At 66.7% G+C, this 16073-nt stretch carries 17 protein-coding genes and 1 pseudogene; 10 read left to right on the top strand and 8 right to left on the bottom strand.

The genetic code is table 11. The annotated features are described in order from the left end of the window. Positions 1-4 precede the first annotated feature (4 nt). Entirely contained in the window at positions 5-670 is a 666-nt protein-coding gene (locus tag ACMUOO_RS01750) for a flagellar hook capping FlgD N-terminal domain-containing protein (RefSeq protein WP_301920270.1), read from the top strand. 12 nt (positions 671-682) lie between these two features. Here the strand turns inward: ACMUOO_RS01750 and ubiB are convergent, their stop codons facing one another. Further along, the gene (gene ubiB / locus ACMUOO_RS01755) at positions 683-2212 is read right to left on the bottom strand and encodes a 2-polyprenylphenol 6-hydroxylase (RefSeq protein ID WP_301920271.1); all 1530 of its coding nucleotides are present in this window, start codon (positions 2210-2212) and stop codon (positions 683-685) included. A 2-nt stretch (positions 2213-2214) separates the two neighbouring features. Then, a complete protein-coding gene (gene ubiE / locus ACMUOO_RS01760; RefSeq protein WP_301920272.1) occupies positions 2215-2967 on the bottom strand; it encodes a bifunctional demethylmenaquinone methyltransferase/2-methoxy-6-polyprenyl-1,4-benzoquinol methylase UbiE in 753 nt (250 codons plus the stop codon). Between the two features lie 92 nt (positions 2968-3059). On the opposite strand from ubiE, the gene mutM reads away from it, so the two are divergent. The 9 genes from mutM (at position 3060) to gyrB (ending at position 12983) form a co-directional block, all read left to right on the top strand. Beyond that, positions 3060-3911, top strand: a complete 852-nt coding sequence (gene mutM, locus ACMUOO_RS01765) for a bifunctional DNA-formamidopyrimidine glycosylase/DNA-(apurinic or apyrimidinic site) lyase (RefSeq protein ID WP_301920273.1) — start codon at positions 3060-3062, stop codon at positions 3909-3911. A gap of 60 nt (positions 3912-3971) precedes the next feature. Beyond that, positions 3972-4748, top strand: a complete 777-nt coding sequence (locus ACMUOO_RS01770; protein WP_301920274.1) for an enoyl-CoA hydratase — start codon at positions 3972-3974, stop codon at positions 4746-4748. 96 nt (positions 4749-4844) lie between these two features. Further along, positions 4845-5111, top strand: a complete 267-nt coding sequence (gene rpsT, locus ACMUOO_RS01775; RefSeq protein ID WP_301920275.1) for a 30S ribosomal protein S20 — start codon at positions 4845-4847, stop codon at positions 5109-5111. Positions 5112-5637: 526 nt separating this feature from the next. Next, positions 5638-7002: a chromosomal replication initiator protein DnaA gene (gene dnaA / locus ACMUOO_RS01780; protein WP_301920276.1), complete on the top strand. Its 1365-nt coding sequence runs from the start codon at positions 5638-5640 to the stop codon at positions 7000-7002. A 114-nt stretch (positions 7003-7116) separates the two neighbouring features. Continuing rightward, positions 7117-8235, top strand: a complete 1119-nt coding sequence (gene dnaN, locus ACMUOO_RS01785) for a DNA polymerase III subunit beta (protein WP_301920277.1) — start codon at positions 7117-7119, stop codon at positions 8233-8235. Positions 8236-8298: 63 nt separating this feature from the next. Then, positions 8299-9414, top strand: a complete 1116-nt coding sequence (gene recF, locus ACMUOO_RS01790) for a DNA replication/repair protein RecF (RefSeq protein WP_301920278.1) — start codon at positions 8299-8301, stop codon at positions 9412-9414. After that, positions 9411-9836 carry a VOC family protein gene (locus tag ACMUOO_RS01795; RefSeq protein ID WP_301920279.1) on the top strand — a complete coding sequence of 142 codons (426 nt, stop codon included), beginning with the start codon at positions 9411-9413 and terminating at the stop codon, positions 9834-9836. The genes recF and ACMUOO_RS01795 overlap by 4 nt, the downstream gene beginning before the upstream one ends. Beyond that, entirely contained in the window at positions 9833-10453 is a 621-nt protein-coding gene (locus ACMUOO_RS01800; RefSeq protein WP_301920280.1) for a LysE family translocator, read from the top strand. The genes ACMUOO_RS01795 and ACMUOO_RS01800 overlap by 4 nt, the downstream gene beginning before the upstream one ends. Before the next feature lie 91 nt (positions 10454-10544). After that, entirely contained in the window at positions 10545-12983 is a 2439-nt protein-coding gene (gene gyrB, locus ACMUOO_RS01805; RefSeq protein WP_301920281.1) for a DNA topoisomerase (ATP-hydrolyzing) subunit B, read from the top strand. A gap of 6 nt (positions 12984-12989) precedes the next feature. Here gyrB and ACMUOO_RS01810 read toward each other — a convergent pair whose 3' ends face one another. The 6 genes and pseudogenes from ACMUOO_RS01810 to ACMUOO_RS01835 form a co-directional block, all read right to left on the bottom strand. Then, positions 12990-13622, bottom strand: coding sequence for a glutathione S-transferase family protein (locus ACMUOO_RS01810; protein WP_301920282.1), 633 nt, complete (start codon positions 13620-13622; stop codon positions 12990-12992). A gap of 68 nt (positions 13623-13690) precedes the next feature. Further along, positions 13691-14131, bottom strand: coding sequence for an NUDIX hydrolase (locus ACMUOO_RS01815; RefSeq protein ID WP_301920283.1), 441 nt, complete (start codon positions 14129-14131; stop codon positions 13691-13693). Then, positions 14121-14396 carry an NfeD family protein gene (locus ACMUOO_RS01820; RefSeq protein WP_413854801.1) on the bottom strand — a complete coding sequence of 92 codons (276 nt, stop codon included), beginning with the start codon at positions 14394-14396 and terminating at the stop codon, positions 14121-14123. Before ACMUOO_RS01820 ends, ACMUOO_RS01815 begins: the two co-directional genes overlap by 11 nt. After that, positions 14393-15286: an SPFH domain-containing protein gene (locus ACMUOO_RS01825; RefSeq protein ID WP_301920284.1), complete on the bottom strand. Its 894-nt coding sequence runs from the start codon at positions 15284-15286 to the stop codon at positions 14393-14395. The genes ACMUOO_RS01820 and ACMUOO_RS01825 overlap by 4 nt, the downstream gene beginning before the upstream one ends. Before the next feature lie 72 nt (positions 15287-15358). Continuing rightward, on the bottom strand, positions 15359-15844 hold the full coding sequence (locus ACMUOO_RS01830; RefSeq protein WP_301920285.1) for an RNA pyrophosphohydrolase: 486 nt from the start codon (positions 15842-15844) through the stop codon (positions 15359-15361). Continuing rightward, positions 15841-16073 (bottom strand): annotated as a pseudogene (locus ACMUOO_RS01835) (peptidase S41); the annotation flags it as partial. The pseudogene ACMUOO_RS01835 and the gene ACMUOO_RS01830, both read right to left, overlap by 4 nt.

Raw genomic sequence — 16073 nt, forward strand, 5'->3', positions numbered from 1 at the left:
GCCGATGGATGTCACCTCGGCCACCACGCAAAGTCCCACCCCCGGGCAGGCAACCCCAAAACAGGGAACGCTGATCGACAGCGACTTCGAGACCTTCCTCGTGATGCTCACGACCCAGATGCAGAACCAGGATCCGCTGAACCCGATCCAGTCTTCCGATTATGCCGCCCAGCTCGCCACCTTCTCGGGTGTCGAACAGCAGGTGAAGACAAACACGTTGCTTGAATCGTTGTCGACGCAGCTTGGGCTGTCGGGGATGGCGCAAATGGCAGCCTGGGTTGGGATGGAGGCCCGCGTCACGGCGCCGGTGCTTTTCGAAGGCACGCCCCTGACACTCTACCCCGCCCCGGCCGACGGCACGGACGATGCCGTCCTCGTCGTCGTGGACGCGGCCGGGAAGGAGGTCGCGCGGCACCCGATTCCCATCACGGATGAACCGGTGCTCTTGGCCGGCACCGACGCGGCAGGCGGTCCATTGCCCACGGGCAGCTACGCCTTCCGGCTCGAGAACTACAAGGCGGGAGAACTTGCAGAGGTCACCGCGGTGGAAGCCTACGGCCGGGTGAACGAGGTGCGGAATGGCGCAGGCGGGGTGTTTCTCGTTCTCGAAGGCGGAGCGACCGTTGCGCCCGCCGACATCCGCGCCGTCCGAAGCCCGGGCCTGGGGTGACGTTGAACTTGGTCAGAACAGTGCCAGCGCAACCCCCGCCGCGCCGCCGGCCAATGCTCCGAGCAGAACGAGCGCGGCCGCGTGCGTCCGATCCGGACGCGACGCCTGCGGCGGGGCTTCGGCCTGCCGGATCAGCAGAGCTTCCACCATCTGTGGCAGTCGCGGACCGAATCGGCCGAGCACGCGCGCGGTGCGGATGAGATCGCGGATCAGCGCGCGTGGCCCCAGGTTCGCGTGGATGTAGCTTTCCACCACCGGGCGCGCGACCTGCCACATGTTCACGTTTGGATCGAGCGACCGCGCCACGCCCTCCACCACGACCATCGTCCGCTGCAGGAGGATAAGCTCGGTCCGCGTCTGCATGCCGAACCGCTCGGTCACTTCGAAGAGATAGGCCAGGAGCCGCGCCATGGAGATATGGCTCGCGTCCATGCCGAAGATCGGCTCGCCCACCGCCCTCAGCGCGCGGGCGAAGTCGTCGATGTTGCGGTCGTACGGGACATAGCCGGCCTCGAAATGCACCTCCGCGACGCGGCGGTAGTCCTTGCGGATGAAACCGATCAGGATCTCGGCATAGACACGGCGCGTGTATTCGTCGATCTGGCCCATGATGCCGAAGTCAAAGGCGATGATGTCACCGTTCGCCGCCACCTTGAGGTTGCCCTGGTGCATGTCGGCGTGGAAGTAGCCGTCGCGCAGGGCATGGCTGAGGAAGAGCTGCAGGACCCGCTCGGAAAGCGCCACGCAGTCGTGCCCGGCCTCGCGGATTGCCGCCACTTCGCCCATCGGGATGCCTTCCGCCCAGCCGAGTGTCATGACCCGGCGCGACGAAAGGTTCCAGAAGGGCTTCGGCACCTGGAACCCGGCATCCCCCTCGGTGTTCGCCGCGAACTCTGAAGCAGAGGCCGCCTCCAGCCTGAGGTCGAGCTCTCCCATCACGACGCTTTCGAAATGGGCGATGACATCGGTCGGGCGGAGCCTGCGCGAGGCGGGCGACAGTGCTTCGATCATCCGCGCGGCGAAATGGAAGGCGTCGATATCGCGACGGAAGGCGCGCTCGATCCCGGGTCGGAGGACCTTGACGGCAACCTCCTCGCCGGTCCCGGTGAGGCGGGCGCGGTGGACCTGCGCGATGGACGCTGCCGCTACCGACTCAGAGAACTCGCTGAACAGCGCGTCCACGTCCTGTCCGATCTCGTCGCGGAAGGTAGCCCTCGCCACTACCGTCGGGAAAGGCGGCAACTTGTCCTGCAGCACCCGAAGCTGGTCGGCAAGTTCCCCGCCCACCACGTCCGGGCGGGTCGACAGCACCTGGCCGAACTTGATGTATGCAGGCCCGAGCGCAGTGAGCGCCCGCGTCACCGGCGGCAGCGCCGGGTCGCCCGGATAGCCCAGCCACTTGAACGGCCACCCGAGCACCCGCGCCAGCACCCTGAGCCGGGGTGGCACCTCCATCGCCTCGAGCGCGAGCTTCATCGCGCCCGTCCGCTCGAAGGTCGCCCCGGTGCGGATCAGCCGCCAGATGTTGTGGGGTCCCCGCAACGTCAGAGCTTCCAGCCGGAGTGGAGCGCGGCGACGCCCATCGTCAGGTTGCGGTACTTAACGAGGTTGAAGCCGGCCGCCCGGATCATCCCCGCGAATGTCTCCTGATCGGGAAACTTGCGGATCGATTCCACGAGATACTGGTAGCTCTCACGGTCGTTCGCGACGATCTTGCCCATCACCGGGATCACGTTGAAGGAGTAGCGGTCATAAAGCCATTGCAGGCCCGGATCCGGCAATTGGCTGAACTCCAGCACCATGATTCGCCCGCCGGGCTTCAGCACGCGGAAGGCTTCCGAGAGGGCATCGGGAATGCGTGTCACGTTCCTGATGCCGAAGCTGATCGTGTAGACGTCGAACGTGTTGTCCGCGAACGGCAGCGCCATCGCGTCGCCCACGACCCAGGTAAGCCGGTCGGCAAGGTGTTCGGCCTCGGCCCGCTTCTGACCCTCGACCAGCATCGGCTCGGTCATGTCGAGCACAGTCGCGGTGGCACCGCGCGCGCGCCTGAGGAAGCGAAAGGCGATGTCGCCGGTGCCGCCCGCCACATCCAGCAGTTCCTGGCCCGGCCGCGGAGCGAGCCAATCCATCATCGCGTCCTTCCAAAGCCGGTGGATGCCCGCGCTCATCAGGTCGTTCATCAGGTCATAGCGGTTCGCGACACGGGAAAAGACGCCATGAACCATGCCGGCCTTCTCGCCCTCGGGCACGTCCTGGAACCCGAAGTGGGTTGTCGGGGTATCGCTCTCGCTCATGGCCCTTGTCGTCCGCTCGCTGTCGGCCCTGTTATAGAAGCTGTGGCCGCAGAGACAATGCGGCGTTCGCGCCGCAAGAAGGACCCCGACGAATGCCTGAACTGCCCGAAGTCGAAACCGTCCGCCGCGGCCTTCTCCCGGCGATGGAGGGCCGCGTGATCGAGCGGGCCGAGGTCCGCCGGGGCGACCTGCGCTTTCCATTCCCCGAACGCATGGCCGACCGGCTGACGGGCGTGCGCGTCATCGGCCTGCGGCGTCGGTCGAAATACATCCTCGCGGACCTCTCGACCGGCGATACGCTCCTGATCCATCTCGGCATGTCGGGGCGGATGCTGGTTTCCGGCCGCGTGCTGGGCGATTTCCACCATGACCACCCGGCGCCCACGAAGCACGACCATGTCGTGCTCGACATGGAAGGCGGCGCGCGCGTGACCTTCAACGACGCCCGCCGCTTCGGCGCGATGGACCTTGTCTCCACCGACACCGCGGAGGACCACTGGCTCCTGCGCGACATCGGTCCTGAACCCCTGGGCAACGCCTTCGACGAAACCTACCTGACCGGGCGGCTTGCCGGGCGGATGACGCCGGTGAAAGCGGCGCTCCTCGACCAGAAACTCGTCGCCGGTCTCGGCAACATCTACGTCTGCGAGGTGCTGCACCGCGCCGGCATCGACCCTCGCCGCAAGGCCGGCCGCATCGCGGCTGCCCGCGCCGCGACGCTTGTCCCGCTCATTCGTGCGGTCCTTGCCGAAGCGATCGAGGCAGGAGGATCGTCCTTGCGCGACTACCGCCAGGCGGATGGCGAACTCGGTTATTTCCAGCATGCCTTCCGCGTCTACGACCGCGAGGGCGAGCCCTGCCCGACTCCTGGATGCGGCGGGCGGGTCGCGCGGATTGTCCAGTCCGGGCGGTCAACCTTCTTCTGTCCGCGCTGCCAAAGATGACTTGATCCTCTCGCGAGGGCTGGTAGGACTCGGCCTCGCAGCCGCAGAAAGGGCCTCACCATGGCTTACGAGACGCTGATCGTCGAGATCGAGGACTACGTTGCCCTGATTCGCCTGAACCGTCCGGATGCGCTGAACGCCCTGAACTCGAAGCTTGTCGGCGAACTTGCCGATGCAATCATCGAGGCCGAGAGCAATGACAAGGTGCGCTGTCTTGTCATAACCGGCTCGGAGAAGGCCTTCGCCGCGGGCGCCGACATCAAGGAAATGTCGGCCAAGACCTACGTCGATGTCTTCACCGGCGACCTCTTCGGTCCCATCAACGACTGCTTCCGGCGCGCGCGCAAGCCGGTCATTGCGGCGGTGGCGGGCTATGCGCTCGGCGGCGGCTGCGAGCTTGCCATGATGTGCGACTTCATCATCGCCGCCGACACGGCCAGGTTCGGCCAGCCCGAAATCAACCTCGGCGTCATCGCGGGAATCGGCGGCACCCAGCGGCTTACCCGTTTCGTTGGTAAGGCGAAGGCGATGGACATGCACCTGACCGGGCGCTTCATGGACGCGGCCGAGGCTGAGCGCGCGGGCCTCGTCAGCCGGGTCGTGCCCGCGGTCAAGCTCCTGCCGGAGGCGATGGGGGCAGCCCGCAAGATCGCCGAGAAATCGGCGCTCGCCACACTCGCGGCGAAGGAGGCCGTGAACCGCAGCTACGAGACGACGCTGACCGAGGGCATCCTCTTCGAGCGTCGGCTCTTCCACGGGCTGTTCGCCACCGAGGACCAGAAGGAGGGCATGAGTGCCTTCCTCGAAAAACGTACGCCCCAGTTCCGCGACAGATAGGCGGAAAAATCTCCGTCCCTGCTGTTGACTTGCGCCCGAGTCGCGCATAGAAGCGCGGCTTCAGATTTACCCGAACCGAAAACCGGAAGACGTCACATGGCCAATACGCCCCAGTCCAAGAAACGCGCGCGCCAGAGCGACCGTCGTCAGGACGTGAACAAGGCCCGCCGCTCGCGGATCCGCACCTTCCTGCGCAAGGTCGAAGAGGCGATCGCGTCCGGCAGCCAGGAAAAGGCGGCCGCCGCGCTGAAGGCCGCGCAGCCCGAACTCGCCCGCGGCGTGACCAAGGGCATCCTGCACAAGAACACGCTGGCCCGGAAGATGTCCCGGCTGACCTCGCGCGTGAAGGCGATCACCGCCTGATCCGGGTCCGATCCGAAACCTGACCAAGGGCGCGCCAGAGGCAGCGCCCTTTTTCGTGTTCTTCCGCCGCCCTGCTCCACCCGGAGAAAATGCCCCCTGTGCCCCATTTGCACAGGCGTCCGGATTCGGTGAGACAAAGAGGGAGTCAAGCGTGAAGTTCTGTTGCCCCCTCTTCCGCCGCCTTGATAGCGTCTCGGTGCGATTCACGTCGTCTTGGGGGGACATGCGGTAACCACTGGACCCGCGCAGGAGCTGCACCCTGCGGTGGTTCGAACGTGCGTTGAAAGTTCATCGCACGGGTGTTTCCGGTGCGGGCCACGGCCCACGCGCCGGTAATTCGAGGCCGGTCGTCCGGCCGCTGCCATGTCCGAATGAACCAACGCTTCCGGCAGGAAGCGGCTCGAACCGGCTGTGGCCGGATTTCGATGCTGCTTGCGCCGGGGGTGCGAACGACGGATTCGCGCGAAGAATACGGACCGGCACGGCTGCAGTGCGGGACAGTGAACGGAAGACGCGAGCACAAAAAATGACCGAAGACTCCTGGGGGCGGGCGCGACATGAACTTCTCAAGACGGTCGGGCAGAACAACTTCACCACCTGGATCGAGCCGCTGACGCTCGCGGAGTTCCAAGATGGCATAGCCCGCTTCCTGGCGCCGACGAATTTCATGCGCGACTGGGTCTCACGCAATTTCGCCGAGCAGATCCGCCAGCACCTGAACAACGCCGGGCTCGAGGTCGAGCGTGTGGAATTCCACGTCGCCGACGCCCGGTCCTTGCCGGCGGCCCGGCCGCCACGCCGGCCCGCGACGACTGCGACGACTTTGACTGCCTCGCTTGCCGAGGACCCTCTGCCCGGCGCGCCTCTAGACGCACGCTTCGTTTTCGACACCTTCGTTGTGGGCAAGCCGAACGCTCTGGCCCATGCCGCGGCACGGCGCGTCGCCGAGGGTGGCCCGGTCAGCTTCAATCCGCTTTTCCTCTATGGCGGCGTCGGCCTTGGGAAGACGCATCTGATGCACGCGATCACCAACGAACTGCGCAGCCGGCACCCCGAGAAGAAGGTCATCTACCTTTCGGCCGAGCAGTTCATGTACCGCTTCATCCAGGCCCTGCGCGAGCGCGAGGTCATCGCCTTCAAGGAACTGTTTCGCGGCGTCGATGTCCTCATGGTCGACGACCTCCAGTTCATCGCCGGCAAGGACTCGACGCAGGAGGAGTTCTTTCACACCTTCAACGCGCTGGTCGACCATAACCGCCAGATCGTCATCTCGGCCGACCGCTCGCCGGGCGAAATCAAGGGACTCGAGGAACGGATCAAGAGCCGCCTGCAATGCGGGCTCGTCGTCGATCTGCACCCGACCGACTACGAACTTCGTCTCGGTGTCCTCCAGCAGAAGGCCGAGATGAATCGCGGCCACTACCCGGGGGTGAAGCTCGCGCCGGGAGTGCTGGAATTCCTCGCCCACCGGATCACGTCGAACGTGCGGGTGCTCGAAGGCGCGCTGGCGCGCCTCTTTGCCTTCGCCTCGCTCGTCGGGCGCGAGATCACGCTGGACCTGACGCAGGACTGTCTGTCGGACACCCTGCGCGCCTCCGACCGCAAGGTCTCGATAGAGGAGATCCAGCGCAAGGTCGCGGAGCACTACAACGTCAGGCTCACCGACATGGTCGGGCCGAAGCGCCAGCGCACCGTGGCCCGGCCGCGGCAGGTTGCGATGTATCTGGCCAAGACCCTGACGACCCGTTCCCTGCCGGAGATCGGCCGGCGGTTCGGCGGCCGCGACCACACCACGATCATGCACGGCATCCGCAAGATCGAGGAGCTTAGGGCGACCGACAGCCAATTGTCGGACGATCTCGACCTGCTGCGCCGCTCGCTTGAAGGGTGAGGGCGCGACAAGCGCCCTTGACCCCCTCGCCCGTTCCATGGAAATTCCCGAAAAATCTTGAGCCGGAGGGGAAATTCGCTACCTTTCCCCTCCCGGCACCTCAGGGGGATGAGAATGAAGATCAGCATCGAGCGGGCCTCGCTTCTGAAGGCGGTCGGTCAGGCCCAGTCGGTCGTCGAGCGCCGCAACACGATCCCGATCCTCGCCAACGTGCTGATCGAGGCCGAGGGCAATACCGTCAGCTTCCGGGCCACGGACCTTGACATCGAGGTGGTGGACAAGGCCCCTGCTCAGGTCGAGCGCCCGGGCGCGACGACCGTCTCGGCGGTGATGCTGCATGAAATCGTCCGCAAGCTGCCGGACGGAGCACTAATCCAGCTCACCGATGACAGCGCGGCCGGCCGTCTCACTGTTCAGGCCGGCCGCTCGATGTTCTCGCTCGCCACGCTGCCGAAGGAAGACTTCCCGGTCATGGCGTCGTCGGAATACACCTCCAACTTCTCCGCCCCCGCACCGGTGCTGCGGCGGCTCTTCGACAAGTCGAAGTTCGCAATCTCGACGGAGGAGACGCGCTACTACCTTAACGGCGTCTACATGCACGTGGCCGAGGGAGAGGGCGGCAAGGTCCTGCGCTGCGTCGCGACCGATGGCCACCGGCTGGCGCGGATCGACGCCGCCCTGCCACCTGGCGCCGAGAACATGCCGGGCGTGATCGTACCGAGGAAGACGGTAGGCGAGCTCAGGAAGCTTCTCGACGACGACGATTCGCAGATCGCGGTCTCGGTCTCGGAAACCAAGGTGCGTTTTGCAACGCCGGCGATCACGCTGACCTCGAAGGTCATCGACGGCACCTTCCCGGACTACAGCCGTGTCATCCCGACCGGGAATACCCGGCGCCTGGAGGTTGACGCTGCCGAGTTCGCCAAGGCGGTGGACCGGGTGGCGACGGTCTCCTCCGAACGCTCGCGCGCGGTGAAGCTGTCGCTCGACGACGACCGGCTGGTGCTGTCGGTCAACGCCCCCGACGCCGGGGCCGCGGAGGAGGAACTGGCGGTCGCCTATGGCGACGAGCGGCTCGACATCGGCTTCAACGCCAAGTACCTCCTGGAGATCGCGAGCCAGGTGGACCGCGAGAACGCGGTATTCCTGTTCAACTCGGCCGGCGATCCGACGCTGATGCGCGAAGGCAACGACACCTCTGCCGTCTATGTCGTGATGCCGATGCGGGTCTGATCCGGCCTCTGGCCGGAGCCTCCGGCGGGAGTATTTGAGCCACAATGAAAGGCAGGGCCTGACTTGCCGCGGCTCGTCGTCACATCGCTTGTGCTGTCGCACTTCCGCTCGCACCGACGGACCGAGCTTGCCTTCGATGGCCGACCGGTCACGCTCTGGGGGCCGAACGGCGCCGGCAAGACGAACGTGCTGGAGGCCATCTCGCTCCTCTCGCCCGGTCGGGGCTTTCGTCGCGCCGCGCCGGAAGATCTGGGACGGCGGCCCGAGGGGCTCGGCTGGAAGGTGACGGCCGAGGTCGAGAGCCTGCATCAGGTTCACGAGATCGAGACCTTTGCCGAAACCGGCGCCGCGCGCAGCGTCTTGATCGACGGCAAGCCGGCGCCGCAGGCCGCCCTTGGCCGCATCCTCAGAATGCTCTGGCTGGTTCCGGCAATGGACCGGCTCTGGATCGAGGGGGCCGAGGGACGGCGGCGGTTTCTCGACCGGATGACGCTCTCCTTCGAGCCGGGTCATGCCGAGGCCGTCCTGACCTACGAAAAAGCCATGCGGGAACGCAACCGCCTCCTGAGGGACGAGGTACGCGACGCCCGCTGGTACGACGCGCTCGAGGCGCAGATGGCCGAGGCTGGCGCCGCGATCCAGTCGAACCGGGCGGCAGCGGTCGCCCGCGTCACGGCGACCGGCCGCGATGCCCGCACCTGCTTCCCGGCGGCGGAACTCGCCATCGTCGGGCCCGACGGCGCGGAAATTCCCTTGGAACCGATCGATCTGTCCGGGGCGCTGGCGGCGGGACGCGGCCGCGACATGGCGGCGGGACGGACGCTTGCCGGCCCGCACCGGGCCGACCTCGCCGCAACCTATACCGCCAAGTCGGTGCCGGCCGCGCAGGCCTCCACGGGGGAACAGAAGGCGTTGCTCCTCTCGCTCATCCTTGCCAATGCCCGCGCACTCGCCGAGGATTTCGGCGCGCCGCCGATCCTGCTTCTCGACGAGGTGGCGGCGCATCTCGACGCCGGCCGCCGCGCGGCGCTTTATGACGAGATCTGCGCACTCCGCGCCCAGGCATTCCTGACCGGGACCGGGGCGGAGCTGTTCGATACCCTCGGAACCCGCGCTCAGGGATATGAGGTCAAAGAGGAAAACGGGCTGTCGATCGTCACCGAAAGGACCTTGCCATGACCCCTCAGCGCGTCACCCTGATCACCCTCGGCGTCACCGACCTCCGCCGGTCGGGGGCCTTCTACGCGGCGCTCGGCTGGGTGCCGCATCCGGCCTCGCAAAAGGGCGTGACCTTCTACCAGATGCACGGGGCCGTCCTCGGCCTCTTCGGCCTCGCCGACCTCGCCGCCGACCAGGGCCGGCCCGATGCGACGCTCGGGACCGGGGCCATGACGCTCGCGCAGAACTTCCGCACCGAGGCAGAGGTAGACACCGCCTTCTCGGCCGCGCTCGCGGCCGGGGCGACGGGTCTGAAAGCTCCGGAGAAGGTCTTCTGGGGCGGGTACTCGGGCTACTACGCCGACCCTGACGGCCATGTCTGGGAGGTGGCGATGAACCCCTCCTGGCCGCTCGCCGACGACGGCAGCCTGACCCTGCCATGACCGTCACCGGCCATCAACTGTTGCTCTATGCGCTCGGCATGGCGGGGCTGTGGGCGGTGCCCGGCCCGGTATGGGTGGCGCTGACCGCCCGGGCGCTGTCGGGCGGGATGGCGGCAGCCTGGCCCCTGGCCGTGGGCGTGGCACTCGGCGACCTGATCTGGCCATTCTGCGCGATCCTGGGCCTCGCATGGGTGCTGTCGCTCTATGGTGACGCGCTGAGCGCCCTGCGCTGGGTGGCGGCGGCAGTCTTCGTCGTCATGGGCATCCTCCTGATCCGGCGCCCGCCGTCGGCACCCGGCGCAAACGGCCGGCTTGTGAAACCCGGGCTCTGGGCCGGATTCTCCGTCGGGATCGCGGCGGTGATCGGTAATCCGAAGGCGATCCTCTTCTATATGGGTTTCCTGCCGGGGTTCTTCGATCTCTCGCGCGTCACCGCGCCCGATGTCGCTGCGATTCTCGCCATCTCGGCTCTGGTGCCGATGGCGGGGAACCTCGCGCTGGCCGTCTTTTTCGACCGGGCGCGCAGGGTTCTCAGCAGCCCCGGGGCGCTGCATCGGCTGAACCTCGGTTCAGGTCTCCTGCTGGTTCTCGTGGGCCTGGTCATTCCCTTCACGTGATCCACCCGCGCACACCAAATCTTGTGGCATCCGCGTGACATTCCCCTCCCGAACGCCTATAAGATGCGGGCAAGAACAAGGACAGGCGGGCATGACCGAGGAAGCGCGGGCGGCGGCCGAATACGGCGCCGAATCCATCAAGGTTCTCAAAGGATTGGAGGCCGTGCGCAAGCGGCCGGGCATGTACATCGGGGACACCGATGACGGCTCTGGCCTGCATCACATGGTCTACGAGGTCGTGGACAACGGGATCGACGAGGCACTTGCCGGCCACGCCAACTTCGTGCGGGTGCGCATCCATGCCGACAACTCCGTCTCGGTGCGCGACAACGGCCGCGGGATCCCGACCGACATGCACCCGACCGAAGGCGTTTCCGCCGCCGAGGTCATCATGACCCAGCTCCATGCCGGCGGGAAGTTCGACCAGAACAGCTACAAGGTCTCGGGCGGTCTGCACGGGGTCGGCGTTTCGGTCGTGAACGCGCTTTCGGATTGGCTGGAGCTGAGGGTCTGGCGGAACGGCAAGGAGCATTTCGCCCGGTTCGAGGGCGGCGACACGGTGGAACCGCTGCGCGTCGTCGGCGACGCGGCCCCCGGCGAGAAGGGGACGGAGGTGCGCTTCCTCGCCGCGGCGAAGACGAACCATCCGGAAGGCACGTTCTCGAACCTCGAGTACAGCTTCAAGACGCTGGAGACCCGGCTGAGGGAACTCGCGTTTCTGAACTCCGGCGTGAAGATCATCCTGGAGGATAATCGCGGTGCGGAGCTCCTTCGGTCGGAGCTCTGCTACGAAGGCGGCGTGCGCGAGTTCGTGAAGTATCTTGACCGCCACAAGACCCCGATCATGCCCGAACCGATCTTCATCACCGGCGAGCGCAGCGGCATCGGTGTCGAGGTGGCGATGTGGTGGAACGACAGCTACCACGAGACGGTGCTGCCCTTCACCAACAACATCCCCCAACGCGACGGCGGCACACACCTTGCGGGTTTCCGCGGCGCGCTGACCCGGACGCTGACGAAGTACGCGCAGGATTCGGGCATCGCCAAGAAGGAGAAGATCGATTTCACTGGCGACGACGCGCGCGAGGGGCTGACTTGCGTCCTCTCGGTGAAGGTGCCGGACCCGAAGTTCTCGTCCCAGACGAAGGACAAGCTCGTCTCCTCCGAAGTCCGCCCTGCGGTCGAGAACCTTGTTAACGAGAAGCTCGGCGAGTGGTTTGAGGAACATCCCGCAGAGGCAAAGATCATCGTCGGCAAGATCATCGAGGCGGCGCTGGCGCGGGAGGCCGCGCGCAAGGCGCGCGAACTGACGCGGCGCAAGACGGCGATGGACGTGGCCTCGCTGCCCGGCAAGCTGGCCGACTGCCAGGAAAAGGATCCGGCACTCAGCGAGCTTTTCATCGTCGAGGGCGACAGCGCCGGCGGGTCGGCCAAGCAGGGGCGCGAGCGCAGGAACCAGGCGGTGCTGCCCCTGCGCGGCAAGATCCTTAACGTGGAACGGGCGCGGTTCGACCGGATGCTGTCATCGGACATGATCGGCACGCTGATCACCGCACTCGGCACCGGGATCGGGCGCGACGAGTTCAACCTTGCGAAGCTGCGCTACCACAAGATCATCATCATGACCGACGCCGACGTGGACGGCGCGCATATCCGCACGCTGCTCCTGACCTTCTTCTTCCGGCAGATGCCGGACCTGATCGACGCCGGGCACCTCTTCATTGCGGAACCTCCGCTCTACAAGGTCGCGCGCGGCAAGTCGGAGGTCTACCTCAAGGACCAGGCGGCGCTGGAGGACTTCCTCATCGAGCAGGGGACCGAGGGCGCGGTGTTGCGCCTCGGCTCGGGCGAGGAAATCACCGGCGCCGACCTGCGCCGCCTGGTCGAAGAGGCGCGGGTGGTCCGCAAGAGCCTTCTGGCCTTCCCGACGCACTATCCGACGCACATCCTGGAACAGGCCGCCATTGCCGGTGCCCTGGTGCCCGGCCGGGTCGATGCCGACGCGCAGGGGGTGGCCGACGAGGTGGCCCGCCGCCTCGACTCGGTGGCGGTGGAATATGAACGCGGCTGGAAGGGTCGACCGACGCAGGACGCGGGCCTGCGCTTCGCCCGCTCGCTGAGGGGCGTGGAGGAGGTCCGCACGCTCGATGGCGCGATCCTGCGTTCCGGCGAGGCGCGGCGGCTGGCGACCCACACCAGGGCGCTGCAGGAGGCTTACGGCGAAATCGCGCGGCTGGTGCGGAAGGACCGCGAGCAGCTCATCCACGGCCCCATCGAGCTTCTGAAGGCGATCCTCGCCGAAGGCGAGAAAGGCCTGACCCTGCAGCGCTACAAGGGCCTGGGAGAGATGAACCCGGAACAGCTCTGGGAAACCACGCTCGACCCTGCGGCGCGGGTGCTCAACCAGGTGAAGGTTGAGGACGTGGCGGATGCTGACGACATCTTTACCAAGCTCATGGGCGACGTGGTGGAACCGAGGCGCGAGTTCATCCAGCAGAACGCGCTGAGCGTCGAGAACCTCGACTTCTGAGCGCCCTCAGGGGAAGTTGCGCGCGTAGGCGGCTGCGATACTCTGGCGATCCCGGGCCGCCTTTGCGATCGCCAGAAGCCCCGGCGCCTCGACGGCAAACCAGTCCTCGCGCGGGCGCCAACGGGTCATTACGGCGAGATAGAGGTCGAGCGCCGAAAATCGCGGGCCGAGGAACCAGGGGCCGCCCGCCTCCCCGACCGCATGGGCCACCTGGCGCCAGAGGTCCTTCTGATAGAGGTCCACGCGTTCGCGGAATGCCGCGGCCGCGCCCCCGTCGGCGACGAAGCGCGTCGGCACATCGGCATAGGTGAAGGTCGGGTAGATGTTCGCCACGATGAAGATGAGCCAGCGAAGAAAGGCCGCGCGCTCGGGCGCTTGCGGACCGGGCACCAGATCGTCGCGTCCGGTCAAGTCGGCGAGGTAGAGCGTGATCGCCGCGCTTTCCGTTATCAACACGCCGGAGGGAAGGACAAGCGTGGGCACCTGCGCCAGCGGGTTTATCGCGGCGAGGCGCGCGCGGGCCTCAGCGTCCTGGAAAACGTCGCCTGTCTCAACAAGGTCAAAGGGCAGGCCATAATGGGCGAGCTGCAGTTCGATGATGGCCGAGCCCCAGCCGGGCATCTCATGGAGAGTGAACAATCGAAGCCTCCGGGTATCGCGAGGGATGCGTCCAGCCTAGACCGAACGGCGGGGATTCGCGCAGAGCATCACAGGATGCCGGAGGCTAGGAAATCGCCGAGCCGGTCACGCAGGTAAGGCACCGCCCGGTCATGGCCGAGGAAGTCGGCAACCGCCATCATCTCCCACCGCTGTCCCTCGTCGCCGAAGACGATGGTGGCGACCTCCGTCTCGGTGACACGGCCGCCGAAGAAGGCTGCGACCCCGCCGGTCACATGCTGCGACGGGTAGTCCCGCCGCCAGAGCAGTCGTGACTCCGGCAGGAGCAGCCCATACTCCTCATGCAGTTCCCTGAGCGCACAGGCCTCGGCCGACTCGCCGCCCTCCCGCCCGCCGCCGGGAAAGTCCCAGTGGCCGGGAAAGGGGATAGACGGGATTTCGTCGCGCAGATGGGTCAGCACCCGCGCGCCGGCCAGAAGCGCGATCTTTGCGCCGACAATGCCATCCAGGATGGCGGACTCAGCCCTCATTGATGTCGCGATCCCACACCTTGACCTGCCCCTCCCGCACACCGGACGCGCGCCGGAGCGCAAGCCAGGCGAGAAGCGACGCCACCGCAAAGACGAGGATCAGCGTGGCGAGTGAGCCGCCAAGCACGCCAAGCCAGAGAAGGAGACCTGTCAGCGCCGCGCCAATCGCGAAGCCGAGGAGGATGAAGCCCGATACGAGAATTTCGAGGATGGCGAGCACCGCGCCCGCGATCATCCAGACCCACCAGAGCTGCCAAAGAGTCACGAGCGCCCCCTCAGCATACGGAAGGCATCACCGAAGGCTTCAAGCGCGCTCGCCGGCACGATCACGGTCTGCTTGCCCGCGCCCTGCCCCACCGCCGTCAGCGCCTCCACCTGTTTCAGCGCCACCTGGAACTGCGCCGCCTCCAGCCCGTTCTCCTTGATCGCCGCCGCGATGGCCGAGGTCGCATAGGCCTCCGCATCCGCCGTGATCCGCCGCGCCTTGGCCTGCTGCTCGGCGGCGTAAAGCTCGGCGTCGGCGTTCAACTCCACCGACCGCTTCTTGCCCTCGGCCTCGGTCACCTGGGCGCGGCGGGCGCGTTCGGCGTTGAGCTGCTGGAGCATTGCCGCCCGCGTCGCCTCGTCGAGGTTCACGTCGAGCACCTCGGCTCGCGTCACCTCGATCCCCCAGTCGTCGACCATCGCGGCGACCTGTTCGCGCACCTTGGCGATAAGATCGGAGCGGTTCGACTGCACCTGGTCGAGCTCCATCTTGCCGATCTCGCTCCGCACGATGCCGGCGACCGTCGTGGCGATGGCCGCGTCCACGTCGCGGATGCGATAGACGGTCTTCTCCGGCTCGGTGATCCGGTAGAAGACGCTCGTCTCGACCTTGACGAGCACGTTGTCGGCCGTTATCGCGTCCTGAAGCGCGTTCGGCAACTGGCGTTCGAGCACCGAAATCTTGTGCGCCACGCGGTCGAGGAAAGGCACGATGAAGTTGATGCCCGGCCCGAGCACGGCGCGGAGCCGGCCGAACCGTTCCACCACATGCTTTTCCGACTGCGGCACGATCCTGACGCCCAGCCAGACGCAGAGCAGAAGGAAGAGCGCGAGTGCCAGCACCGCACCGTTGCCGCCGATCAACTCGCCGATGAGCCCGCTGCCGTCCATACCGTCCTCCACTGTCCCCGAAACGGACTATGCCTGCGCGCGCCGCCGGTGGAAAGCCCCGGCACGGCGACCTCAGGCGAGATGCGGGCGGAACGCCTTGATCACCGCCTCGTAGACCGCGCGTTTGAACGGCACGATGACGGCCAGCATCTCGTCCGCCTTCACCCAGCGCCACTCGGCGAACTCTGGGTGGTCGGTCTCGATGTCGATGTCGATGTCGCGGCCGAGGAACCGGAACAGAAACCAGCGCTGGCGCTGACCGCGATACTTGCCGCCCCAGATCTTGCCGACGAGCTCCTCCGGCAGGTCGTAGGTCACCCAGTCGGGCGACTTGGCGACGAACTCGACAAGGCCGGCTGAGACTCCTGTCTCCTCCCGAAGCTCACGCAGGGCCGCCTCGCGCGGCTTCTCGCCTTCGTCGATTCCGCCCTGCGGCATCTGCCAGGCGGAAGCCGGGCCGTCGTGCCGGCGCCCGGCGAAGATGAGGCCGGCGTCGTTGACGAGAACGACGCCGACGCAGGGGCGGTAGGGCAGGCGGGCGGCCTTCTCGGTCATCATTCGGCGGCGGCGATGGCGGACAGGCCCTTGAGGATGTCGATCGCATAGGCGAGCTGGTAATCCTCCTCGCGCAGCTTGGCGGCAGCCTCGGCACGAGTCTGCTCTTCCTCCCAGACGCGCTTTTCGTCGTCGCTCATCGTGTCGTTGGTGATGGCCCCGCGCAGGTCCGCCTCAGAACGCGAGCGGGTCGCGGCCGAACTCTCCGCCTCCGTCGCCGCTTCGGTGGCAG

The organism is Albidovulum sp., from assembly GCF_041919395.1.
GTDB lineage: Bacteria > Pseudomonadota > Alphaproteobacteria > Rhodobacterales > Rhodobacteraceae > Albidovulum.